The organism is Rhizobium sp. 'Codium 1', from assembly GCF_020889605.1.
In the GTDB taxonomy this organism is placed as follows: Bacteria; Pseudomonadota; Alphaproteobacteria; order Rhizobiales; family Rhizobiaceae; genus Allorhizobium; species Allorhizobium algae.
On sequence record NZ_JAJGPW010000009.1, the window covers coordinates 122697 to 145212 of the forward strand.

Genomic DNA, 22516 nt, shown 5'->3' on the forward strand with positions numbered 1-22516 from the left:
CGGATCGCCATGTCGGTTCAATCAGCCGTAGCGGTAAGGCTTGCCGGCCTTTTCCATGTCGGAATTGTACTTCTTCAGGATCTCCACGACCTTGCCGGTGCGTGGCGTCTGCTTGGCGACCTCTTCCCAGAAGACATGCGCGGCATCCTCGACCGTCTTCCACTCGGCATCCGGGATGCTGGTGAGCTCCAGACGGCCACCTTCGGCACGAAGGCGTGCCTCGCCGCCCCAGTACCAGTGCAGACGCTTGTAGTGGGAGCTGTCCATGCACATCTGCCACAAGGTCTGCAGATGCGGCGGCACCTCGGCCCAGCGGTCGGCATTGGCGAAGAACGAGCCTGCCCAGCCGCCGGAGACGTTGTTGGTCAGGAAGTACTTGGTCACGTCGACCCAGCCGGAGGTGAAGACCTCGGTGATGCCCGACCAGGCGATCGCGTCGATCTCACCGGTCTGCATGGCAACCGGTACGTCCTCGAACGGGATGGTGACGGGCACGACGCCGAACTGCGACAGGAACTGGCCGGCCGTCGGGAAGGTGAAGACGCGCAGGCCCTTGAGGTCGTCGAGCTTGGTGATCGGCTTGTTGGTGGCGAAGTTGCACGGATCCCAGGCGCCGGCAGACAGCCACTTGACGCCGACTTCCGTATAGGCCTCGTCCCAGATCTCGGCCAGGCCGTACTCGTAGAACAGCGTCGGCACGTCGAGGCTGTAGCGCGAAGCAAACGGGAAGTAGCCACCGAAGACCTTGATGTCGACCGGCGAGTTCATCGAGTCATCGTCCGACTGGACGGCATCGATCGTGCCGGCCTGCATGGCACGGAACAGTTCCCCCGTCGGAACCAGCTGATCGGCGGTGTAGAGCTGGATTTCCATCTCGCCGTTTGCTGCCTTGTTGAAGGCATCGACCGCCGGACGGATGACGAATTCGGCGAGCGCTGCACCGGCATAGGTCTGCAGTCGCCAGGTGATCTTGGCATTCTGGGCTTTGACGTAAGGCGCGGCCAGAACGGCGGGGGTCGCCATGGCGGCCGTCTTCAGGAATGAACGTCTGCTGTTGGTCATGTTGTTTCCCTCTGTTCTTCGTTTCACTTGAAGCCCGCAGGACCTGAGGTCCGGCGGGTAGTCCTGGTGCCGGGCCCGTTTACCGAGCCTCTTGTCATTCGAACGCTAGCCTCTGAGATAGATCTGGCTTGGCAACCATGTGGCGATCTGCGGGAAGATCATGATGATCACCATGCCGAACAGCATGATCAACACAAAAGGTACCACAGAACGGTAGATGTCGATCAACCGGAAGTCGGGCGGCGCCATCGCCTTCATGAGGAAGAGATTATAGCCGAAGGGCGGGGTCATGTAGGCGATCTGGCAGGTGATCGTGTAGAGCACACCGTACCAGATCAACGCGTTGTCGACGCCCAGATCGAGCTTCCCGACCAGGGGGATGTAGAGCGGCGCGACGATGACAAGCATGGCCGTATCGTCGAGGAAGGCTCCCATCACCAGGAACGACAGCTGCATCATGATCAGGATCTGCCACGGGGTAAGACCGATGTCGTTGACCAGCAGGTTCTCGATTGCCCTGACGGCACCCAGCCCATCGAACACGGCGCCGAAGCAGAGCGCAGCCAGAATGATCCACATGAACATGCAGGAGATGCCGAGCGTCTGCTCCAGCACCCGGTTCCAGACCGCCTTCGTAAGACGCCCCTTGAACCAGGCCGCAAAGAGTGCCCCCAGCGCGCCGACTGCCGAACTCTCGACGAGGCTGGTAATGCCCATCAGGAAGAGCCCCATCATCAGGAAGAAGATGAGGAACGGCAGGATGCCGGCCTGCAGCAGCTTAAGCTTCTCGCGCATCGGCATGTCACGCTCTTCCTTGGGAAGGGCGGGACCGAGCGCGGGATTGAGACGGCAGCGGATGATGATGTAGATGCAAAATAGCGTCGCGAGCAGCAGCCCCGGGAAGACGCCTGCAAGCCAGAGCTGGCTCACCGGCTGGCGCGCGATCATGCCGTAAAGCACGAGCACCACGCTCGGCGGGATCAGGATGCCGAGCGAGCTACCCGCCTGTATGACACCGGAGACCATGATCTTGTCGTAGCCGCGGCGCAAAAGCTCCGGCAGCGCAATCGACGCGCCGATCGCCATGCCGGCAACCGACAGACCGTTCATCGCCGAGATCACGACCATCAGCCCGATCGTTCCCACGGCGAGACCGCCCGGCATGCCGCCAAACCAGACGTGAAAGGCCTTGTAGAGATCTTCCGCAATGCCGGATTCCGAGAGCATGTAGCCCATGTAGATGAACAGCGGCAGCGTCAGCAGCGGATACCACTTCATCAGCTTCATGCCGGCCGAGAAGCCCATTTCGAAGCCGCCATTGCCCCAGAGCACGGCGGCCGCCACGACCCCGACGAAACCGATGGTCGCGAACACACGCTGCCCCGTCAGCATCGACATCATCATCGACGAGAACATCAGGAGCGCGATCATTTCGTAGCTGAGGAAATCAGTCATGCAAGCGGCCTCCCCAAGGCAATGGCAAGGTCCTTGATGAAGATCGAGGTCGCCTGCAGGAAGGTGAGGACAATGCCGATCACCATGACGATCTTGATTGGCGCCATGTAGGGTGACCAGGAGGAATAGCTGGTTTCGCTATACTGCAGCGCGTAGGTCGTGCTCGACACACCGCCCCACAGAAGAAAGAACAGATAGACGAACAGCATCATGATAGTGATCACGTCCACGATTGCCTTCGTCTTCGGCGACCAGCGCCCGTAGAGCAGATCCATCCGCACATGGCTGTCGAGCTGAAGCGAATAGGCGCCGCCCAGGAGATAATAGCCGGCCATCACGAATTGCGCCAATTCCAGCGTCCAGCTCGCGGGCAGGAACATGGTCTTTGAAATGGATGAATAAAGCAGGATGCCCATCATGACGAAGACGCCATACATGACGATCCGGCCGACGCGGCGATTGAAGGCGTCGACGACGCGCACATAGGTCTGCAGGGCTTGCGGCATCAGGCCACCGCCGGCCCGGACCGCTTCCGCAGTCCTCGTTTCATCATCTCGTATGCCGGCATCCGTTCCCTCATTGATTTTTGGTTTTCGCGGCGGCTGGACGTCTTTATGTGATCCTTTGGAGCCCCCCGGAAATCAACTCCGCGAGATAGGAGGAGATTGCCTCGATCCCCGCAGCGTCCCCCACGAGGTCATTGCGAACCTCGATCATCACATTGGCGAAGCCCTGCGGGACGGCATGAAGACGAAGGGTATGGGTCACGCCATCCTCTGGACCGTAAGGAGTGTTCCGCTCGACCCGATAGGGACCGCCTGAGGCAGCATCGAGCATGGCATCAGCAAGACGGGCATCAATGTCGTGCAGGATGCCGATCTCGACGTCCCTCCGCTTGCCGAAATAGACCGGCGTGAACGTATGAACCGTCACCACGACCGGCCGCTGCCCCTCACCCTGGAGACGCGCTATCTCGCTCGAAATCCGGTCATGGAAGGGAATGTAGAGCGCTGCCGTCCGGGCATAGCGCTCTGCCGGGCTCAACTCGCGATTGCCGGGGATCTCGTAGATCTCGCTCTTTTCCGGCATGGCTGCCGGTGATTCCGGCGGGCGGTTGCAGTCATAGATCAACCGCGAGAAACGTTGATGCACGAGCAAGCCATCAAGCTTCTCGGAAAGACGACGAGCAATGGCAAGGGCGCCTGGATCCCAGGCGATATGGCTGGACAAGGCCTCGGCCGACAGTCCGAGGTCACCAGCTGAGGCAGGCAGCGCAGATGAGGCGTGTTCACAAACGAGCACGATCCCGCTACGCGCCGTCGCATTTTCCAACGCGACCGCGTCATCTTCCGACGATGTCAGGATCTCCGACCTCAAGAGCATGCTGCAAATTCCCCCGAGCCTCGTGGGCCCTTTATCATTCCGAAGAGAATTCTTCACCAATGGGCGACTGTCAATCCACTTCTGAAAAATTCTCTTCAAAGGCCGGTTGACTCATTTGTGACAGCGAGGCTTAATCCGGAAAACGCTGGCGCTAGACCGGCTTGAGGGGAGTCCATCGGTCCTTGATGAACGCATCGACGACGGTGTCGGACGTGATTCATGCCCATTTCGACGGGCTGACGCGTGCCGAACGACAATTGGCCGAGAGCCTGTTGCTGAACTACCCTGTCTCCGGACTGGGCAGCATCACGACCGTGGCCGAAAATGCCGGTGTGTCGACCCCGACGGTTGCCCGCATGGTGCAGAAACTGGGTTACAAGGGGTATCCGGAGTTTCAGGCGCATCTTCACCAGGAGCTCGAGGCGACGATCTCCAACCCGATCGCCAAGCACGATCGCTGGGCGGCAAACGCCCCAAACCGCCATATCCTCAATCGCTTTGCCGAAGCCGTGATGGCCAATCTGCGAGCCTCTTTGGGCGAATTGCGCACGGCGACCTTCGATGAAGCCGCCCGCCTGATCGGAGACCGCCATCGCAGCATCTATTTCGTCGGCGGACGCATCACGGGCGCACTGGCCGAATACTTTTTCACGCATATGCAGGTCATCCGCCCGCGAACGACCCTGATGTCGTCAAATGCCAGCTCCTGGCCACAACATGTCCTGAACATGCAGGACGGCGACGTTCTCGTGATCTTCGACATCAGGCGCTACGAGGCCGATCTGACCACTCTGGCCGAGGTCGCGCGCGCCAACGGCGTGCAGATCATTGTCTTCACGGACCAGTGGATGTCGCCCGTGACACAGCATACCAAGCACAGTTTCAAGCTTCATATCGAGGCACCGTCGGCCTGGGACAGCTCGGTGGTGACGCTGTTTGTCGTCGAAGCCTTGATCGAAGCGGTGCAGAGCTCGTCCTGGGATGAGACTCGCGAACGCATGAATACCCTCGAAGGTCTGTTTGAACAGGCGCGCCTGTTCAGAAAGCCCGGCTGAGGAACAACTGTCGACATGGAGGACCGATTTACCGGAGACGGACATCAGCTCGGAAACAAAGAAAGCTGGCCCCGTCAACCGTCATATAACGATAACACAGCGCACCTAAGTCAACCGCATCGCTGCCAACCTCAGAGGAGAACTACAGTGAACAATCTTCGCAAAATCCTGTCGATGACGACCGCCCTCGTCATGGCGAGCTCCGCCGTCGCTTATGCCGAACCGAGTGCCGAGCTGATTGAAGCTGCCAAGAAAGAAGGCATGCTGACCACGATCGCCCTGCCCCACGACTGGTGCGGCTACGGCGCCGTGATTGACGGCTTCAAGAAGAAGTACCCGGAAATCACCGTCAACGAACTGAACCCCGACGCGGGCTCGGCCGACGAAGTCGAAGCCATCAAGGCCAACAAGGACAACAAGGGCCCGCAGGCTCCTGACGTTGTCGACGTCGGTCTCGCCTTCGGCCCGCAGATGAAGGCCGAAGGCCTGCTGCAGCCCTACAAGGTCTCGACCTGGGACGAAATCCCGGAGAACGTCAAGGACGCCGATGGCCACTGGTACGGCGACTATTACGGCGTCATGTCGCTCCTGGTGAACAAGGACCTCGTGACCAACACGCCGGCTGACTGGTCGGACCTTCTGAAGCCGGAATACGCCGGTCAGGTCGCGCTCGCCGGTGACCCGCGCGCTTCCAACCAGGCCATCCTCGGCGTTCTCGCCGCCGGCATGGCAAGCGGCGCTGCCGCTGGCAAGGACGCCGGTGAAGCCGGTCTCAAGTACTTCGGCGAAATGAACAAGGGCGGCAACTTCGTTCCGGTTATCGGCAAGTCCGGCACGCTGGCACAGGGTGCCACCCCGATCGTCGTCATGTGGGACTACAACGCTCTCGCAGCCAAGGACACACTCGCCGGCAACCCGCCGGTCGAAGTCGTCGTTCCCGCTTCGGGCGTCCTGGCCGGCGTCTACGTACAGGGCATCTCGGCCTACGCGCCGCACCCGAATGCTGCCAAGCTGTGGATGGAATACCTGTATTCCGACGAAGGTCAGCTCGCCTGGCTGAAGGGCTATTGCCACCCGGCCCGCTTCAACGCCATGGTCAAGGCAGGCAAGGTTCCTCAGGAGCTGCTCGACGCTCTGCCGCCGGCTGAATCCTACGAAAAGGCATACTTCCCGACGCTGGAAGAAGTCGACGCCAACAAGGCCGCCGTTGTCAGCGGCTGGGACAGCGTCGTCGGCGCCAACGTTCAGTAAGGCCTGATCTTGAGGAGCCGCCCCGGCCTTTTGCAAGGTCGGGGCGGCACCTTCGTTTTAAGAAGGTCCGTGCCGACACGGACAGAGGGGCAGACGGAATGTCGATTGAGAATGTGAGCCCTGGCCCGCAACTGCGGCCAAGAATGAAATTACCTCTCCACTGGCTGGGAGTCCTGCCCTTTGCCGCCTTCATAATTCTCTTCCTGATCATGCCGACAATGAAGATCGTCATCGGCGCGTTTCAGCGTCCGGATGGTTCGTTCACCCTGGCCAATATCGCCGGGCTCTTCACGCCGTCGATCATCGCGGCCTACTGGATCTCCATCAAGATCAGCCTTGCATCGGCGCTTCTGGGCTGCCTGATCGGCTTTGGCGTCGCAACGGCCGTCGTTCTCGGCGGCTTGCCGCGATGGATCCGTGGACCGCTCCTGACCTTTTCCGGTGTTGCCTCCAACTTTGCCGGCGTTCCCCTCGCCTTTGCATTCCTTGCCACTCTTGGCCCGGTCGGCATGCTGACGGTGTTGCTCAAGACGCAGCTCGGCATCGACCTGCGCCTCCTTGGCTTCAACCTCCTCTCCTTCTGGGGGCTGACGATCACCTATCTCTTCTTCCAGATCCCGCTGATGGTGCTGATCATCACCCCGGCACTCGACGGCCTGAAGCGTGAATGGCGCGAGGCAGCCTCCATCCTCGGTGCGACCAACACGCAGTACTGGCGCCTCGTCGCCTTCCCGATCCTGCTCCCCTCGATCCTCGGCACAATGGCACTGCTTTTCGCAAATGCATTCGGCGCTGTCGCAACCGCGATCGCCCTCACCGGCTCTTCGCTCAATATCGTGCCGATCCTGCTGTTCGCCCAGATCCGCGGCGACGTGCTCGGTGATCCCCATCTGGGCTACGCGCTCGCCTTCGGCATGATCGTCGTGACCGGATTTGCCAATGGTCTTTACATCTGGATGCGCGCCCGCAGCGAAAGGTGGATGAAATGAAACGTTTCTGGGCTTGGGCCGCGCTGGCCTTCGGTCTTCTCTACTTCATCCTGCCGCTGATCGGCATGACGAACTTTTCGCTCAAGATGCGCCGCGGCGAGTATTCCTTCGACGCCTATGCCAAGGTGCTCGCAGATCCGCGCTTTCAGGAAACCTTTAGCTATTCCGTGACCATGGCGCTCGCGACCATCATCTTCGGGGTATTCCTGATCGTGCCGACGGCCTATTGGGTGCGCCTCAAATTGCCGGGCCTTCGCCCCTACATCGAATTCCTCACCCTGCTTCCGCTCGTCATTCCCGCCATCGTCGTCGTGTTCGGCTATATCCGCCTTTACAATACGTCGAGCTGGCTGCCGCTGACGGGCTCATCCGCCGGCACAAACATGCTTCTGATGTTCGGCTATGCGACACTTGGCCTGCCCTACATGTACCGCGCCGTCGACACAGGTTTGAGAACGATCGACGTGACGACACTGACGGAAGCCGCACAAAGTCTCGGCGCCGGCTGGGCCACGATCATCGGCCGGATCATTCTGCCGAATGTGTCGGTCGCCGTCATGTCGGGTGCCTTTGTGACCTTCGCCATCGTCATGGGCGAGTTCACCATGGCCGCCCTTTTGAACAAGCCGGCCTTCGGTCCCTACATGCAACTGCTCGGCGCCAACCGCGCCTATGAGCCGGCGGCCCTTGCCGTGATCGCCTTCGGCATCACCTGGGCGTGCCTTGGCCTGATGCAGTTGGTTTCCCGCCTCCAGAAAACAGCCCCGCGCCAGGCTTGAGGAATTCTTTTCATGACCTTCCTGACACTCTCCCATCTCAAGAAATCCTTCGGCGCCACCCAGGTCGTGCACGACTTCAACATGGCGATCGACCAGGGAGAATTCATCTCCTTCCTCGGCCCGTCCGGTTGCGGCAAGACCACGGTGCTGCGCATGGTGGCCGGCTTCGAGACCCCGTCGGCCGGCGCCATTGTCATCGATGGCAAGGACCAGACAAGCCTCAAGCCGAACCAGCGCAATATCGGCATGGTTTTCCAGGCCTATGCGCTGTTTCCCAACATGAACGTCTTCGATAACGTGGCTTTCGGCCTGAAGATCGCCGGACAGCCCAAGGCGGACATCGAGAAGCGCGTCAAGGAAATGCTGTCGCTGATCCATCTCGATCAACTTGCAGATCGCTACCCGTATCAGCTTTCAGGCGGTCAGCAGCAACGCGTTGCACTCGCCCGTGCACTCGCGCCGAAACCCCAGGTCCTGCTGCTCGACGAACCGCTCTCGGCGCTCGACGCGAAGATCCGCGTCTCGCTGCGCGAGGAAATCCGCCAGATCCAGCAGCAGCTCGGCATTACCACTGTTTTCGTCACCCATGATCAGGAAGAGGCGCTGTCGATCTCCGACCGGATCGTCGTCATGAATGCCGGCAAGGCCGATCAGATCGGCACTCCTTTCGAGATCTACAACCGCCCGACCACCCGCTTCGTCGCCTCCTTCGTCGGCACGCTCAACGTGCTGGATGCAGTCGTCACCGACCAGTCCGCCGGCATCGTCCGGGTCGGCGACCGGACGCTTGCCATCAAAGAGGCGATCCCGGCGGCCAATGGTTCGACGATCCAGCTTGCGATGCGTCCGGAAGCCGGCATGCTGGCAGGTGCCGATGACGCGACCGTCCACGGCCGGGTGACCTCAAGCCAGTTCCTCGGCTCCGTGATCCGCACCCGCATCGATGTCGAGGGCAAGACGCTCTCCTTCGACACCTTCAACGATCCCGGCACCAGGCCGCCGGTCATTGGCGACACCGTCGGCATGAAGATCGATCCTTCGGCCTTGATCGTGCTTGCCGACTGAGGCAAGGCAGTTTTATCGGTCATATGGTCCGCATGCCGCCCCCTCAGGGCGGCATGCATCGCTTTGGAGGAAGCCCGTGCGCGCCATGTATTACGAACAGTTCGGAGCAGCACCGCAGATCCGGACGCTGCCCGATCCGAACCCGTCAAATTCAGGGGTCGTCGTCTCCGTCAAGGCAACCGGTCTTTGCCGCAGCGACTGGCATGGCTGGATGGGGCATGATCCGGATATCAAGCTGCCCCACGTACCCGGCCATGAACTGGCCGGCACCATCGCTGCGGTCGGCCGCGACGTGCGTCGTTTCAAGGTCGGCGACCGCGTCACAGTGCCCTTCGTATCCGGCTGCGGTCACTGCCAGGAATGCCGCTCCGGAAATCAGCAGGTCTGCGAGGAGCAGTTCCAGCCCGGTTTCACCCATTGGGGATCCTTTGCCGAGTATGTCGCCATCGAATATGCCGATCAGAACCTCGTGCATCTGCCGGACGAGATCAGTTACGAGACGGCCGCAAGCCTTGGCTGCCGCTTCGCCACATCCTTCCGCGCCGTGGTGGACCAGGGACGCCTAGAGGGTGGCGAATGGTTGGCAGTGCACGGCTGCGGCGGCGTCGGCCTATCCGCGATCATGATCGGCGCGGCCCTCGGCGCCAATGTTGTGGCCATCGACATCGCCGAGGACAAGCTGGCGCTCGCTAAGGCGCTCGGCGCGAGTGTGGCCATCGACAGCCGCTCGGTCGCCGATGTGTCCGAGGCGGTGCGTGCGGTGACGGGCGGCGGCGCCCATGTCTCCGTCGACGCGCTCGGCCATCCACAGACCTGCTGCAACTCGATCCTCAACCTGCGCCGTCGGGGCCGCCACGTCCAGATCGGCCTGATGCTCGCCGATCATGCAACACCTGCGATCCCGATGGCCCGCGTCATCGCGCATGAGCTCGAGATCTATGGCAGCCATGGAATGCAGTCCTGGCGCTATGACGCCATGCTGCGCATGATTCTTTCGGGCAAGCTTTCGCCCGACCGGCTGATCGGAAAGCGCATCACGCTGACCGAAGCAGCCCCTGCCCTCGCCACCATGGACAGTTTCCGGGAAAACGGCATCAGCGTCATCGACAGGATGATCTGAAGTCCGGCTGCCATGCAGGTTTCATCTCGGGGTTTGAGAGTGTTAACCCGTTTGTGCTGAAATGCGGTCGCACGAAACCGGCAACGGATCGAGGGCGCCATGGTCAAGCAGACGAAATCATCTGACACAGACGCCGAAGGCTTTATGACAGAGTTCATGAGGCTAAAGCGTGGTTCCGTCAGCCGTCGGCATTTCCTCGCGGTCACGGGCCTCGGTGCTGCGGCCCTCATGATAGGCGGCGCGAAGCGTACCAGTGTGGCGACCTCCGAAGGGTCACCACTGGGCGAAAGGGTCTCGCTCGCGACCTGGCCAAACTATCATGATCCCCAGACTTTCGAGGACTTCACCGCGCGCTACGGCGTCAAGGTCGATGTATCGATCATCGGCTCCAACGAAGGCACGATGCAGGCTCTGAAAGACGGCCGCGCCTGGGACATTATCGTGCCGACCCAATATGCCATCGCGCCCTATTTCCAGCGCGACATGCTGCACCCTCTCGACCTGCGAAGCCTGCCCAATTTCGACCTCAAGGCCCATGCCGATCGTTTCCTGAAACCGGGCGTGAAGGCAGGCGCGATCTACGCCGTGCCCAAGAATGCCGGCACGACGGGCATCGCCTACAACACGCAACACCTCGCCCCCATCGAGACCTGGCGTGGCTTTTTTGACAGCGCGATGGGCAATGCTTCGGGCAAGACGATCGTCCATGACTACCAGCTGACGGCCATCGGTGGCGCACTGGTGGCCCTCGGATACGGCTTCAATTCACTGGACCCGGCCGAACTCGCACAGGCTGAGGAGCTTCTCATGCAGGTCAGGCCGCATCTCCTGGCCGTCGACAGCGATTACCAGCCCGCCATGCGCGCAGGTGAAGCCTGGCTGACGATGTGCTGGAGCAATGATGCCGCACAGATGCATCGGGATATCCCTGAGATCGCCTATGCCATCGCATCGGATGGCGGAGAGATCTGGACCGACTACTACGCGATCCCCGTCGCGGCCCAGAACAAGCCGGCCGCCCACGCCCTGATCAACCATCTCCTCCATCCGGATATCGCCGCCAGGGAACATCTCGTCCATGGCGGCACAGCGACCGACAGTCGCGTTCGCGCGCTGCTACCGAAAGAGATCCTGGCAAACAGGATCACCTATCCCGACGAGGCGAAACTGACGCCCCTCGAATTCGGCCTGGCAGTCGTCATGACCGATCCCACGCGAGCTGAAATCATGAACCGCTTTCGCGCTGCCCGCGGCTGACGCAACCCTCCCACCATGCTAGTCACGAACCGTGCCGGAGACCTCCGGCCCGACGGAACAAGCACGAGGTTTCCATGCCGCAAATCTCCATCATCGACACCGTGTCAGACCCCGGAAAGGCCGGCCGTCCGAACGAAGACAGGCTCGGCTATAACAGTGACGCCGCTTTCGTCATCGACGGCGCAACCGGGCTCGGGCAGCGTCAGTTCATGGAAGGTTACGGCTCGGACGCTGCCTGGATCGCCGAATTCGCAGCCATCCGCTTCGAACAAAGACTTACCCGCAGCGCCGATCCGAAAACCGTGCTCCGACAGGTCTCGGAGGAGGCGCGCGATACCTTCCTCGCATCGGCTGGCGACCAGCCACGCTACGCCTGGCCGCTCTGCAGCCTGAGCGCATTGCAGGTGACCGACACCGGCATTCGCTGGTTCGGCCTCGGCGACAGCTGCCTTTACATCCTGCATGATGATGGACGCTCCGATTTCGTCATCCCGATCCCAGGCGCCTATGAATGGGAACAGCACCGGGCCGCCCAGCACATTGCGCGCGTCGGCGGCATCGGGGCAGCCGGCGTCGCCAATGACGACCTCGAAACGCTCGAAGACTTGCGCCGCTGCCGTGCTTTGCAGAACACGCCGGATGGCACCACCTGGACTTTCGGCGTCGTTCCAGACGCAGCCGATCACCTGGCCATGGTCGACATACCCGTTCATGGCGGCGGCGCGACCGCCCTTCTCTGCTCCGACGGCCTGGCAGACCTTGTTGCGCTCTACAAGCTCTACGATCCCGCCACGATGATCCAGCGCGCCGCGACGGCCGGCCTGAAGTCACTCGTCATGGAACTCCGACATCTGGAGCGGGAAGTTGATCCGGACGGATTAAAGTACCCGCGCTACAAGCAGAGCGACGACACCACCGCGATCCTGCTGCGGCTGGAAGTGTAAAGGCCAATTGCGATCTACCGGCAGGATCAAGCTGGAGCCTGGAGCATCCAGGGATATCGCAATAATTCGGCCATGGAGCGGACGGCCGCCCGGCGGGACGGCTCGCGAGACGAAATGGCATTCTCCCGACTGGTCCGGGGGGCGATGAAGGCAATTAGGAATCCGCCTCAATAACTTACCGCCGAAATCGGAATCGGTTTGTGAACGAGTTCGCGCGGAGGATGAGGCCATCATCGTGACGCCTCAAATTGCCTCGCGGCTTTGGCGACCGCCCTCATTTTCGCACTTGGGGGCATCGTCTCTTCACAAGCAGGAAGAAGAACGATCCGACAACCGTCGAGAGTCGCCTCTCCCCGCTTGCAGGGAGAGGGGCAGGCCCAGAGGCAGTTTAGAGCGCGGGTATCTTACTCAACCGCCTTCGGCACATAGTTCAACACCGGCCCCAGCCAGCGCTCAACCTCGCGAACTTCCATGCCCTTGCGGGAGGCATAATCCTCGACCTGGTCGCGCTCGACCTTGGCGACACCGAAATAATAGCTGTCGGGGTGACCGATATAGAGACCCGAGACGGATGAGCCCGGCCACATGGCATAACTCTCCGTCAGTGTAACGCCGGTCGCCTCTGTCGCGTTCAAGAGCGAAAACAGCGTCACCTTTTCCGTATGGTCGGGTTGCGCTGGGTAACCGGGTGCCGGCCGGATGCCGGCATAGGTCTCCGAAATCAGCTCCTCGGGCGTGAAGGCCTCGTTCGGCGCATAGCCCCAGAATTCGCGGCGAACCCTTTCATGCATGCGCTCGGCGAAGGCTTCGGCGAAGCGGTCGGCCAGCGCCTTGACCAGGATCGAGGAATAATCGTCGTTCGCCCGCTCGAAACGCTCGGCGATCGCCACCTCCTCGATGCCTGCAGTCACGACAAAGCCGCCAACATGATCCTGCAATCCCGTCTCCAAGGGGGCGACGAAATCACTGAGCGCCACATTCGCCCTGCCCTCGCGCTTGGCGATCTGCTGGCGCAGTGTAAAGAGGGTCGCGAGCTCCTCCGAGCGGTTCTCGTCCTTGAACAGCCGGATATCATCTCCAACGGCATTGGCCGGCCAGAAGCCAATGACGGCACGCGGGCGGAACCAGTTTTCCGCAATGATCTTTTCCAGCATCGCCTGGGCATCGGCAAAGAGCTGCCGCGCCGCCTCGCCCTGCTTCTCGTCTTCGAGAATCGCCGGATAGCGCCCCTTCAGCTCCCAGGTCTGGAAGAAGGGCGTCCAGTCGATATAGCGGGCAAGTTCCGCCAGATCATAGGTCTCGAAGACCTTGGTCCCGGTAAAGCTCGGCGTCGTCGGGGTATAGGCCGACCAGTCGACCTTGACCGCATTGGCGCGCGCAGACGCCAGCGGCTGCCGCTGCTTCTCGGCTTCCGCCCGCGCATGGGCGTCGGCCACCTTGGCATATTCACCCTTGATACCGTCCACATAGGTCTCGTTGCCATCCTCCGCGAGCAGCGCCGAGACCACACCGACCGCACGGCTGGCATCGGTGACATAAATCGCCTGCCCCGCCTTGTATTGCGGATGGATTTTCACCGCCGTGTGCACCCGGCTGGTCGTCGCCCCGCCAATCAGAAGCGGCACGGTGAAACCCTGCCGCTGCATCTCGGATGCCACATGAACCATTTCGTCCAGCGAGGGGGTAATCAGGCCGGAGAGACCGATGACATCGACATTCTCCGCTTTCGCCACTTCGAGGATCTTGGTTGCCGGCACCATGACGCCGAGATCGATGATCTCGTAATTGTTGCAGGCGAGAACGACACCAACGATGTTCTTGCCGATATCGTGCACATCGCCCTTCACCGTCGCCATCAGCACCTTGCCGGCCGCCTGGCGCTCGCCGGTGCCGCCGTTGAGGCGCTTTTCCTCTTCCATGTAGGGCAGAAGAACGGCCACCGCCTGCTTCATCACGCGCGCCGATTTCACCACCTGCGGCAGGAACATCTTGCCGGCACCGAAGAGATCGCCGACGACGTTCATGCCCGCCATCAGCGGCCCTTCGATCACATGCAGGGGACGATCCGCCCTCTGCCGTGCCTCTTCCGTATCGATTTCGATGAATTCGGTAATGCCGTTGACCAGCGCATGTTCCAGCCGCTTTTCCACCGGCCATTCGCGCCACGTCATGTCCTGCGTGCGTGTCCTGGCCTCACCGGTGCCGCGATACCGCTCGGCAATCTCTAGCAGACGTTCGGTGCCGTCGCGGCGGCGGTTGAGCACCACGTCCTCGCAGGCCTCGCGCAGGTCAGCATCAATGCTTTCATAGACCGCCAGCTGGCCAGCATTGACGATGCCCATGTCCATGCCCGCCTGGATGGCGTGGTAGAGGAAAACGGCATGCATGGCCTCGCGCACCGGCTCGTTGCCGCGGAACGAGAAGGAGAGGTTCGACACGCCGCCCGAGATATGCACCAGCGGCATTTCGCGCCTTATCGTGCGCGTTGCCTCGATGAAGTCGACCCCGTAATTATCGTGTTCCTCGATGCCGGTCGCGACCGCAAAGACATTCGGATCGAAAATGATGTCTTCAGGCGCAAAGCCCGCCTCTTCCGTGAGGATCTTGTAGGCGCGGCGGCAAATCTCGACCTTGCGTTCATAGGTATCCGCCTGCCCCTTCTCGTCAAAGGCCATGACGACGACAGCCGCTCCGTAGTTGCGGATCAGCCTGGCCTGCGCGACGAAGTTCTCCTCGCCTTCCTTGAGCGAGATGGAATTCACCACCGCCTTGCCCTGCACGCATTTCAGCCCCGCCTCGATGATCGGGAACTTTGACGAATCGATCATCACGGGCACGCGGGCGATATCCGGCTCGGCCGCAATCAGATTGAGGAACTCGACCATGGCCCTTTCGGAATCGATCAGGCCTTCATCCATGTTGATGTCGATGATCTGGGCGCCGTTCTCCACCTGGTCGCGCGCGACCACCAGAGCGGCTGCAAAATCGCCGGCGGTGATCAGCTTGCGGAACTTGGCCGAGCCCGTGACATTGGTCCGCTCGCCGACATTGACGAAGGGAATGTCCTTGGTGAGCTCGAAAGGCTCAAGGCCGGAGAGCGACATGAAGGGCCGATGCTCGGCAGGCAGCCGCGGCGCCCTGCCCTTCACCGCCTCGGCAATGGCGGCGATATGCGCGGGCGTCGAGCCGCAGCAGCCGCCGACCACATTGACAATGCCCTCTTCGGCAAAGCCGGACACCAGATCCGCCATGTCCTCCGGGCTCTGGTCATACTGGCCGAACTCGTTCGGCAGACCGGCATTCGGGTAAGCCGAGATGAATGTGTCGGCGACGCCGGACAATTCCTGCAGATGCGGCCGCATGGCGTCTGCACCGAGCGCACAGTTGAGCCCGACCGCGAAGGGCTTGGCATGGCGCACCGAATTCCAGAAGGCCGTCGGCGTCTGGCCCGACAGCGTGCGGCCGGAAAGATCGGTGATTGTGCCTGATATCATCAGCGGCAAGCGTATGCCCTTGGCGAGAAAGCGCTCCTCGCAGGCAAAGATCGCAGCCTTGGCGTTCAGCGTGTCAAAGATCGTCTCGATCAGGATGAGATCGGCGCCGCCATCGATCAGCCCGTCGATCTGCTCGCCATAGGCGGCGCGCAAATCGTCAAAGGAGACGGCTCGATAACCGGGATTGTTGACGTCGGGTGAAATTGAGGCCGTGCGGTTGGTCGGTCCGATGGCGCCAGCGACAAAGCGGCGCCTGCCGTCTTCGCGCTCGGCACGGAAGGCCGCCCGGCGAACGAGTTCCGCGCCGTGACGATTGAGGTCATAAACCGCACCTTCCATCTCGTAATCCGCCTGGGCGATGCGGGTGGAGGAGAAGGTATTGGTTTCGAGAATATCGGCCCCCGCCATCGCATAGCGGAAATGGATATCCTCGATCGCATTCGGCTGGGTGAGGATCAACAGGTCGTTATTGCCCTGCTGGTGACAGGCGCAGCCGAGAAATCGCTCACCGCGAAAATCGTCTTCCGTCAGTCCGAGCCCCTGGATCTCGGTCCCCATGGCACCGTCGAGGATCAGAATGCGCTCGCGCGCTGCCTGCTGCAGCGCCTTCAGGATCTCCGCCCCGTCACGGTTTGCGCCCTCGCGGCCGAACAGTTGATCGAGCATGTGCGAACTCTCCTATTGCGTATGCGACACCCGTCAAGTCACATAAAGATATCTTTATGTCAATATGCGGGATATCAAGACGTGCTCAGGGTGAAGCGGTGACAGCAGCGTCGGGATTGGGTTATACAGGCGGCAATGATGCAGCCAGGGAGGAAAACATGGCGGAAAATCAACTACAATACGCGCCCTCACCCCCCTGGAGCGCCCGACCCTACCACCGCAAATGGCTGCTGGCCCGCGCCGACGACCTGTTTGACTTTTTTCAAGTGGCAGCCATCAATCCGAAGGGCGGCTTCTACGATCTGTCGCGCGAAGGCAAACCGCTTGCCACAGACAATCCCGTCCGCGGCATCCATTCAAGCGCCCGCATGGTGCATTGCTACGCGATCGGCCACCTGCTCGGCCGGCCCGGTTCGTCCGATATCGTCGACCATGGCATGCGCTATCTCTGGGAGTGCCATCGCGACCAGAAGAACGGCGGCTATTTCTGGCAGGCCAACGACACTGGTGCCGTGGATGATAGCAAGCAGGGCTACGGCCACGCCTTCGTCCTGCTCGCCGCATCCTCGGCCAAATGCATCGGCCATCCGCTGGCAGACGCCATGCTCGCCGATATCACCGAGGTGATCGAGAAACGTTTCTGGGAAGACCGGCACGGCGCCATTGCCGAAGAGTTCTCCGCCGACTGGCAGCCGGTCCCCGGTTACCGCGGCCAGAACTCCAACATGCACCTGACCGAAAGCCTGATGGCCGCCTTCGAGGCGACCGGTGAGCAGCATTATCTGACCAGGGCGGAGAGGATTGCCGACCTGGTCATCAACCGCCGCGCCCGCGAAGAGGCCTTCCGCGTCGCGGAACATTTCAGCGAGAACTGGGACGTCGACCGCAGCTATTACCACCCCAACGAGATGTTCCGTCCCGCCGGCACCACACCTGGCCATTGGCTGGAATGGGCAAGGCTCCTGCTCCAGCTCTGGGTGCTCGGCGGTGAGCGCCACGCCTGGATGCCGGAAGCGGCCCGCGGCCTCTTCTTCCAGTCCATGGCGCTCGGCTGGGACAAGGACAAGGGCGGCTTCTTCTACACGCTCGACTGGGATAACGCGCCCGACAAGCGCGCCAAACTCTGGTGGCCACTTTGCGAAGGTGCCGCTGCCGCGCATTTCCTTGGCCAGCATCAGGGAGGCGATTTCCACGAGGAAAGCTATCGGAAGATCTGGAACTACATCGCAGGCAACAGCCTTGACCAGGAACTCGGCGGCTGGCACGAGGAACTGACCGAGGATGGACAGCCGGCGAATAGCCTCTTCCCCGGCAAGGGCGACATCTACCACGCCCTGCAGGCCTGCCTGATTCCCCTCTTCCCGGCGAAGGGCAGCCTCACGAAAATGATATCAGAGCATCCGCTTGAGGTCTGACAGTCGAGCGGCGCTCAAAATGCAAAAAGGGCCGGGAAACCGGCCCTCTCTCGTTCCACTGACCGGTGGCGCGCTTATTGCTCGATGGCATAGGTGATGTTGACGGTCACCGTGTAGCGGTTTTCGCCCGACGCGATGGGCACCGATTCGTCCATGCGCTTGGCCATCGGGGCCGCCGCATACATCTGCGGCATCGGCTGGGCGAAATTCTCCGAAATCTCGATGATCCGACCGAGTTTCACGCCGGCAGCCTCGGTGAGCGTCTTCGCCTTGGCGGCAGCCTTGTCGACAGCCAGCTTGCGTGCGGCTTCGACGGTCTGCTCCGGATCGTCATTGGTGAAGCTGATCCCACCACCCTGGTTGACGCCGAGCTTGACCGAGCGATCGATAATCGCGCCGAGCTTGCTGAGATCGCGCACCCGAACCGTGAGCCCGTTGCTCACGGTATAACCCACGATCACGGGCGCCTCATAGGTTCCGTCAGCCTTGTTCTCCTGCCGATACTTGGGCTGGATCGAGAAATCGGCGGTCTGCAGATCCTTGTCCGCAATGCCCTGCCCCTTGAGATCGGTCAGCACATCCGTCATGGCGGCGCTGTTGGCCGAGAGTGCCTCGCCAGCCGTCTGCGCATCGCGCACGACAGAGAGCGAAATGACCGCCATGTCGGGCGCAATCGTCGCCTCGCCCTCACCCGATACCATGATTGTCGCCTCCCGGCGCTCGGTTTCGGCGGCAAACACCGGCGCAACGAAGCCGGCCGATAGAACAGACCCCGAGAGCGCCGTTGCAATGACGAGGCCGCGTGTGAATTTCAGCATGTGATATTCCTTTGTCCCTCAGTGCCGGCGGACCATTTCGTCTCTGCCGGCACAATGCCCTTCCAGCCTCTGTGATGACGCGTGATTGTGAAGCCATTGCGGCAGAGACTTGTCGCATACCGCAAATTGCGTTAGAGCCCGTGACCGGAGCGGGGTGACCATAACCCGCCCGACGGCTTAACGCCGGGCTGGGCCTGTAGCTCAATGGTTAGAGCCGGCGGCTCATAACCGCTTGGTTGGGGGTTCGAGTCCCTCCGGGCCCACCACTCTTTTCTTATCTATTTGATTTATAAAGATTTTCTCCGTCAATTCCCGCACCTTTCTCAGGGTGCGGGGCAGTAATGAGCTCGATTTGTTCCGATACCAGTCTGGAGGTGACAATGCCCAAACGTTCACGGTCCGCGCCCTTTGTATAGATTTCGGCTTGTTGGGTCGTTACCCAGCCGAACTGCGCCATCAATTGATGAGTTGTCGCACCTGCATTGGCGGCGATCGTCGCACTGAGCTTTCGCAGTCCATGAGCACTCTTCTGAACCCCTGCGGCCCTGCAAGTCTCGCGGAACCAATTGCCGAACGATTCTTTTGTCAACGGCATGCCATTTTTCCCGACAATGATCGACAGATCACCGGTCTGTGTCTCGTCGATCAGGTCCAGAACGCGATCAGAAAGCTCGATAGTCACTGGCGTGCCAGTTTTGACAGTGCGAATCCTCACAACTGCTTGCGCCATGTGCTGTCGCCCCACCCGGACAATGTCTGAGCGACGGAGGCCCGAGGTGAGCAACATCTCAAAGGCGAGGCGTTCCCGACTTCCAATTGGCCAGTAGCTGGTAAATCGCTTCACATCCTCGTCAGTCCACGCTGGAAAGCCGTCCGACTTGTTCTTGAGCCTCTTTACGCCGATTGTGGGATCAATCCCTACATGCTCGTGTGCCAATGCCCATTTGAAGAGCGCTGACATTGATTTAAGAAAATTGTTTGCTAGTGCTGGTGTTGTCTTTCGACGTTCCAAGGCGTTGCGGATATCTCTTGGGACAACTGTCCGGCAGTCTACATTGCCGCTCACGTCGACGACCTGTCTATAAAACAGGCCTCTCTGCTTCCGCGTTGCTATCGCTAACCCCGACCATTCAGCGCTTTCCATGTATCGCTGAACCAACCGTCGAAGCGACTGGGCACGTTCAACAACAATTGTCGTTTCGACATGCTGACCAGCCACGGCAGCTTTATAGGCCACCTTGAACGCTTTGCTTGAAGGATCGTCGGGCAACCGAATTCTCGGCCCCTTTCCAATCCGGAAGAATAGCTTTGTGCGTCCATGGCGCGATTTCTCTTTTACGACGTAGAGAGGTAGGGGCTTTGGCATGGTGCTCATTAGAGAACCACGCCCCCGCTGGATGCAACGGGCCCGTATGCAGGACCCCCAGAAACAATCGGGCTGATCCTAAAGACCCGCCCATCGATTTCAATCTCAACAGTTACGTTCTCACTTCGGGCGACATCTGCCGCCCTCTTCAAATCAGCCTTCGACACCTTTTCAGATTTTCTCACCACTCGACCTGCCACTTTCGTTACACGAAAATGCTGATGCAGAACGAACCATGTGGCAACAGAAAAATTCATAAAAAACAGTCCACTAGCCGACCCGCCTAACCATTAGGGAACTTCGCTAGGGAAGTAGCGTACAGCCTTAGGCAATTAATCTATCGGGTTCGCCTCGGAACAAGAGCAGGGGTCGAAGAGATAGCTTCCTCCTCCGATGCAGGCGTTGATCGACGGAAAACGTGATCAAGCCCAGCCTCGGCAGCTTCTGGAAATGAAGCTAAGAACTCGCGGGCCCTTCCCACTCTCCCTAAGGTCTCTTCTGCAACCGCACGCCTTGCTGCGACCGCTGCTGCCGCCATTCTATGCCGTTGATCAGCTCGCCGCTCTGCGTTGACCTGCAGCGCCTCACACTGTCCGGCATAACTCCGGCATTGCCACAAATGATCGTCTGCGGACGCAAGTTGTCTTTCCAACTCTTCGATCCTCCTGCTCCGCACACCCGCTAAGCCAATAAGGTATGTCCACCAATACACCTTTGGTGCGTTCCGTATGCGCTCGGCTAACTGCCACCGTCGATCAAAAGCGCTTTCAACATCAGCTCTGGCTCTTTCGGCATCAGCCTTTGCCGCGATGACCTCCGGCGTATAGCGTCTCTTTGGGAGCACAGATGCCAAATCGGCTCTGGCGGAAACCTCTAAGCGGTTCAATTCGTCAGAGACGCGCAGCAGATGAGATTTGGCTAATTCCGATGCCTTGGCATAAAGCCTCAGGACCTGCAGACCTTGCTCTGTCGTGAGCGCTAGTCGCGTGAAGTGATTGTTGGGTTTCCCCTGCTGCTGCTCAGGAGTTGGTGCATCTGCGCGATCTGAGCTTGGGTCTGTTCGATGGCTTCCAGCATTTTTTCCTGAAGCGAGATCAGACGTTCGGGCCCTTTCGCCGCCTCGTCCGCTTCCAGGAGGCGGCGGATAGCTCTGGTGTCCTTTAGTATGGCCAGATCGATTGGTGTCTCTGTTTTCAATTACCTTCTCCATCAAGATGTTAATTGCCGATTTGCGTTCCCTAGCCAGACGGTGCAGTGCGCCGAGAACGCTGCCGTCAGGGCTGACTACAACCCATGTATTCTTCTTGTCTCCTGCCCGGATTTCGAGACCATGCTGGCGAATTCCGGTCTCGAACTCAGCGGCGTTCGCGGCTTCGGCAACGAGTTTTCGGATAGTCAGCTTGACCGATGCCAAGTCGAATCCCCCGCGTTTGGCCTGCTGATGTTGGGCGTGCGAGAAAGCTTCGGCGGGCAACTCGAAGCTGGTGCCAAGCGCTGCGACAAGACGGTCGGCAACGCAAGCCATTCCACGATCCCGGAGACCTCTGATGACTGCTGCCGTGTGCTTACCGGGTATGAAGGAATGACCAAAGGAATATTCACTCCATCGCGCGGTAAGCTCATGGAGGATTCGGTCAAAAGATGACCTGAGCGCTTTTCCTGTAACAGCGTCAATCTCACAGACCAAGACATGCCAGTGCCGATCGGTTGCGCTGGCGGTGGCACGTTTCTTGGTATGTTCGATGATAACCGCACGGTTCGGATCGAAACCGAACTCTGCAGCGAGGAAGACGCTTGTCTGCCGGAACTGCTCCCGCGTTATCACTTCCTGCGGGGCAATAATCCAATGCCGAACGCTGTATGTGGAGCGATGAACGCGCGCATCGGCTTGCATGTCCTGTATGTCTCGCGCTGTTCCCTGAAGGAACTCAACGGCTTCATTATCCGCGCCGTTCCGCAGATGCCGGACAAGTCGCCCAATTCCGGAGCGCGTCCTAACACGAATGCTCTTGATGATCATGCGCACGACAGGACTCGCCGCACGGCAGCCTGCAGGCGCTCCGTAGGTTCTTTCAGTTCATGGGCTTCGCAAGGTTGCCGCTCGACCATGTCGAGAACAGAATTCGCCGCCGTCCGAAGCTCTGCAACGGCGCTTCGCAAAGCGATGCCGGGAATCTTGCCCGTTATTGTTTTGGCGACAGCCTGCCGGATAATCTGAGACATTGACCTGCCGGAATTCTCCGCAAACCTCTCAAGGCCTCTCTTCTCGATATCCGAAAGCCGAAACCGGATTGAAGCCTCTCTCATGATTTTCCCCCCTCCTCTTGGGGTTCCACAGGGGCATGCCCCTTGGCCTGCTGCGCGTGTTCACACGCGCATGGCTGGCAACCGCAGGTC

General features: G+C 60.4%; 19 protein-coding genes, 1 tRNA gene and 1 pseudogene. 11 read left to right on the forward strand and 10 right to left on the reverse strand.

Annotated features, from left to right (window positions below; genetic code table 11):
* Positions 1–21 precede the first annotated feature (21 nt).
* From LJE98_RS19125 to LJE98_RS19140, 4 genes are all read right to left on the reverse strand, one after another.
* Positions 22–1062: a TRAP transporter substrate-binding protein gene (locus tag LJE98_RS19125; protein WP_229576860.1), complete on the reverse strand. Its 1041-nt coding sequence runs from the start codon at positions 1060–1062 to the stop codon at positions 22–24.
* A 105-nt stretch (positions 1063–1167) separates the two neighbouring features.
* Positions 1168–2517 carry a TRAP transporter large permease gene (locus LJE98_RS19130; protein ID WP_229576861.1) on the reverse strand — a complete coding sequence of 450 codons (1350 nt, stop codon included), beginning with the start codon at positions 2515–2517 and terminating at the stop codon, positions 1168–1170.
* The gene (locus LJE98_RS19135) at positions 2514–3023 is read right to left on the reverse strand and encodes a TRAP transporter small permease subunit (RefSeq protein ID WP_229576862.1); all 510 of its coding nucleotides are present in this window, start codon (positions 3021–3023) and stop codon (positions 2514–2516) included. Before LJE98_RS19135 ends, LJE98_RS19130 begins: the two co-directional genes overlap by 4 nt.
* A 106-nt stretch (positions 3024–3129) precedes the next feature.
* Positions 3130–3900 carry an N-formylglutamate amidohydrolase gene (locus tag LJE98_RS19140; protein WP_229576863.1) on the reverse strand — a complete coding sequence of 257 codons (771 nt, stop codon included), beginning with the start codon at positions 3898–3900 and terminating at the stop codon, positions 3130–3132.
* Positions 3901–4082: 182 nt separating this feature from the next.
* On the opposite strand from LJE98_RS19140, the gene LJE98_RS19145 reads away from it, so the two are divergent.
* The 8 genes from LJE98_RS19145 to LJE98_RS19180 all read left to right on the forward strand — a co-directional run bounded on the left by LJE98_RS19145 (position 4083) and on the right by LJE98_RS19180 (position 12360).
* Positions 4083–4955: a MurR/RpiR family transcriptional regulator gene (locus LJE98_RS19145; RefSeq protein ID WP_229576864.1), complete on the forward strand. Its 873-nt coding sequence runs from the start codon at positions 4083–4085 to the stop codon at positions 4953–4955.
* A 174-nt stretch (positions 4956–5129) separates the two neighbouring features.
* On the forward strand, positions 5130–6206 hold the full coding sequence (locus tag LJE98_RS19150; RefSeq protein ID WP_229576887.1) for an ABC transporter substrate-binding protein: 1077 nt from the start codon (positions 5130–5132) through the stop codon (positions 6204–6206).
* 98 nt (positions 6207–6304) lie between these two features.
* Positions 6305–7195 carry an ABC transporter permease gene (locus tag LJE98_RS19155; RefSeq protein WP_229576865.1) on the forward strand — a complete coding sequence of 297 codons (891 nt, stop codon included), beginning with the start codon at positions 6305–6307 and terminating at the stop codon, positions 7193–7195.
* Positions 7192–7974 (forward strand): ABC transporter permease, encoded by a 783-nt coding sequence (locus LJE98_RS19160; RefSeq protein WP_229576866.1) that lies wholly within the window; start codon positions 7192–7194, stop codon positions 7972–7974. Before LJE98_RS19155 ends, LJE98_RS19160 begins: the two co-directional genes overlap by 4 nt.
* A 12-nt stretch (positions 7975–7986) precedes the next feature.
* The gene (locus LJE98_RS19165; protein WP_229576867.1) at positions 7987–9039 is read left to right on the forward strand and encodes an ABC transporter ATP-binding protein; all 1053 of its coding nucleotides are present in this window, start codon (positions 7987–7989) and stop codon (positions 9037–9039) included.
* Between the two features lie 76 nt (positions 9040–9115).
* Positions 9116–10159, forward strand: coding sequence for a zinc-dependent alcohol dehydrogenase family protein (locus LJE98_RS19170; protein WP_229576868.1), 1044 nt, complete (start codon positions 9116–9118; stop codon positions 10157–10159).
* Between the two features lie 156 nt (positions 10160–10315).
* Positions 10316–11416 carry an ABC transporter substrate-binding protein gene (locus tag LJE98_RS19175; protein ID WP_420710175.1) on the forward strand — a complete coding sequence of 367 codons (1101 nt, stop codon included), beginning with the start codon at positions 10316–10318 and terminating at the stop codon, positions 11414–11416.
* A gap of 74 nt (positions 11417–11490) precedes the next feature.
* Positions 11491–12360 (forward strand): protein phosphatase 2C domain-containing protein, encoded by an 870-nt coding sequence (locus LJE98_RS19180; RefSeq protein WP_229576870.1) that lies wholly within the window; start codon positions 11491–11493, stop codon positions 12358–12360.
* A gap of 404 nt (positions 12361–12764) precedes the next feature.
* Here the strand turns inward: LJE98_RS19180 and metH are convergent, their stop codons facing one another.
* A complete protein-coding gene (gene metH, locus LJE98_RS19185; protein WP_229576871.1) occupies positions 12765–16520 on the reverse strand; it encodes a methionine synthase in 3756 nt (1251 codons plus the stop codon).
* Between the two features lie 158 nt (positions 16521–16678).
* Here metH and LJE98_RS19190 point away from each other — a divergent pair, with 158 nt between their 5' ends.
* Positions 16679–17935, forward strand: coding sequence for an AGE family epimerase/isomerase (locus tag LJE98_RS19190; protein ID WP_229576872.1), 1257 nt, complete (start codon positions 16679–16681; stop codon positions 17933–17935).
* A gap of 74 nt (positions 17936–18009) precedes the next feature.
* Here the strand turns inward: LJE98_RS19190 and LJE98_RS19195 are convergent, their stop codons facing one another.
* Positions 18010–18753 carry an SIMPL domain-containing protein gene (locus LJE98_RS19195; RefSeq protein WP_229576873.1) on the reverse strand — a complete coding sequence of 248 codons (744 nt, stop codon included), beginning with the start codon at positions 18751–18753 and terminating at the stop codon, positions 18010–18012.
* Positions 18754–18943: 190 nt separating this feature from the next.
* Between LJE98_RS19195 and LJE98_RS19200 the strand changes: the two genes are divergently transcribed.
* Positions 18944–19019, forward strand: a tRNA-Ile gene (locus LJE98_RS19200).
* Between the two features lie 8 nt (positions 19020–19027).
* Here the strand turns inward: LJE98_RS19200 and LJE98_RS19205 are convergent.
* Both LJE98_RS19205 and LJE98_RS19210 read right to left on the reverse strand, forming a co-directional pair.
* Positions 19028–20128, reverse strand: coding sequence for a tyrosine-type recombinase/integrase (locus LJE98_RS19205; RefSeq protein ID WP_229576874.1), 1101 nt, complete (start codon positions 20126–20128; stop codon positions 19028–19030).
* A 969-nt stretch (positions 20129–21097) separates the two neighbouring features.
* The gene (locus tag LJE98_RS19210; RefSeq protein ID WP_229576875.1) at positions 21098–21316 is read right to left on the reverse strand and encodes a hypothetical protein; all 219 of its coding nucleotides are present in this window, start codon (positions 21314–21316) and stop codon (positions 21098–21100) included.
* A 133-nt stretch (positions 21317–21449) separates the two neighbouring features.
* On the opposite strand from LJE98_RS19210, the gene LJE98_RS19215 reads away from it, so the two are divergent.
* Positions 21450–21764, forward strand: a complete 315-nt coding sequence (locus LJE98_RS19215; RefSeq protein WP_229576876.1) for a hypothetical protein — start codon at positions 21450–21452, stop codon at positions 21762–21764.
* A 45-nt stretch (positions 21765–21809) separates the two neighbouring features.
* Here LJE98_RS19215 and LJE98_RS20290 read toward each other — a convergent pair.
* Positions 21810–22139: pseudogene (locus tag LJE98_RS20290) on the reverse strand (hypothetical protein); the annotation flags it as partial.
* Entirely contained in the window at positions 22136–22426 is a 291-nt protein-coding gene (locus LJE98_RS20295) for a ribbon-helix-helix protein, CopG family (RefSeq protein WP_420710177.1), read from the reverse strand. The pseudogene LJE98_RS20290 and the gene LJE98_RS20295, both read right to left, overlap by 4 nt.
* Positions 22427–22516 lie beyond the last annotated feature (90 nt).

Bases quoted from the DNA above. Each gene is read 5' to 3' on its own strand.
- LJE98_RS19195 (WP_229576873.1), bottom strand. From the start codon at position 18,753: ATGCTGAAATTCACACGCGGCCTCGTCATTGCAACGGCGCTCTCGGGG.
- LJE98_RS19150 (WP_229576887.1), top strand. From the start codon at position 5,130: ATGACGACCGCCCTCGTCATGGCGAGCTCCGCCGTCGCTTATGCCGAA.
- LJE98_RS19160 (WP_229576866.1), top strand. From the start codon at position 7,192: ATGAAACGTTTCTGGGCTTGGGCCGCGCTGGCCTTCGGTCTTCTCTAC.
- LJE98_RS19135 (WP_229576862.1), bottom strand. From the start codon at position 3,023: ATGCCGCAAGCCCTGCAGACCTATGTGCGCGTCGTCGACGCCTTCAAT.
- LJE98_RS19125 (WP_229576860.1), bottom strand. From the start codon at position 1,062: ATGACCAACAGCAGACGTTCATTCCTGAAGACGGCCGCCATGGCGACC.
- LJE98_RS19175 (WP_420710175.1), top strand. From the start codon at position 10,316: ATGAGGCTAAAGCGTGGTTCCGTCAGCCGTCGGCATTTCCTCGCGGTC.
- LJE98_RS20295 (WP_420710177.1), bottom strand. From the start codon at position 22,426: ATGAGAGAGGCTTCAATCCGGTTTCGGCTTTCGGATATCGAGAAGAGA.
- LJE98_RS19180 (WP_229576870.1), top strand. From the start codon at position 11,491: ATGCCGCAAATCTCCATCATCGACACCGTGTCAGACCCCGGAAAGGCC.
- LJE98_RS19215 (WP_229576876.1), top strand. From the start codon at position 21,450: ATGCTGGCGAATTCCGGTCTCGAACTCAGCGGCGTTCGCGGCTTCGGC.
- LJE98_RS19205 (WP_229576874.1), bottom strand. From the start codon at position 20,128: ATGAGCACCATGCCAAAGCCCCTACCTCTCTACGTCGTAAAAGAGAAA.
- LJE98_RS19190 (WP_229576872.1), top strand. From the start codon at position 16,679: ATGGCGGAAAATCAACTACAATACGCGCCCTCACCCCCCTGGAGCGCC.
- LJE98_RS19165 (WP_229576867.1), top strand. From the start codon at position 7,987: ATGACCTTCCTGACACTCTCCCATCTCAAGAAATCCTTCGGCGCCACC.
- LJE98_RS19130 (WP_229576861.1), bottom strand. From the start codon at position 2,517: ATGACTGATTTCCTCAGCTACGAAATGATCGCGCTCCTGATGTTCTCG.
- LJE98_RS19155 (WP_229576865.1), top strand. From the start codon at position 6,305: ATGTCGATTGAGAATGTGAGCCCTGGCCCGCAACTGCGGCCAAGAATG.
- metH (WP_229576871.1), bottom strand. From the start codon at position 16,520: ATGCTCGATCAACTGTTCGGCCGCGAGGGCGCAAACCGTGACGGGGCG.
- LJE98_RS19140 (WP_229576863.1), bottom strand. From the start codon at position 3,900: ATGCTCTTGAGGTCGGAGATCCTGACATCGTCGGAAGATGACGCGGTC.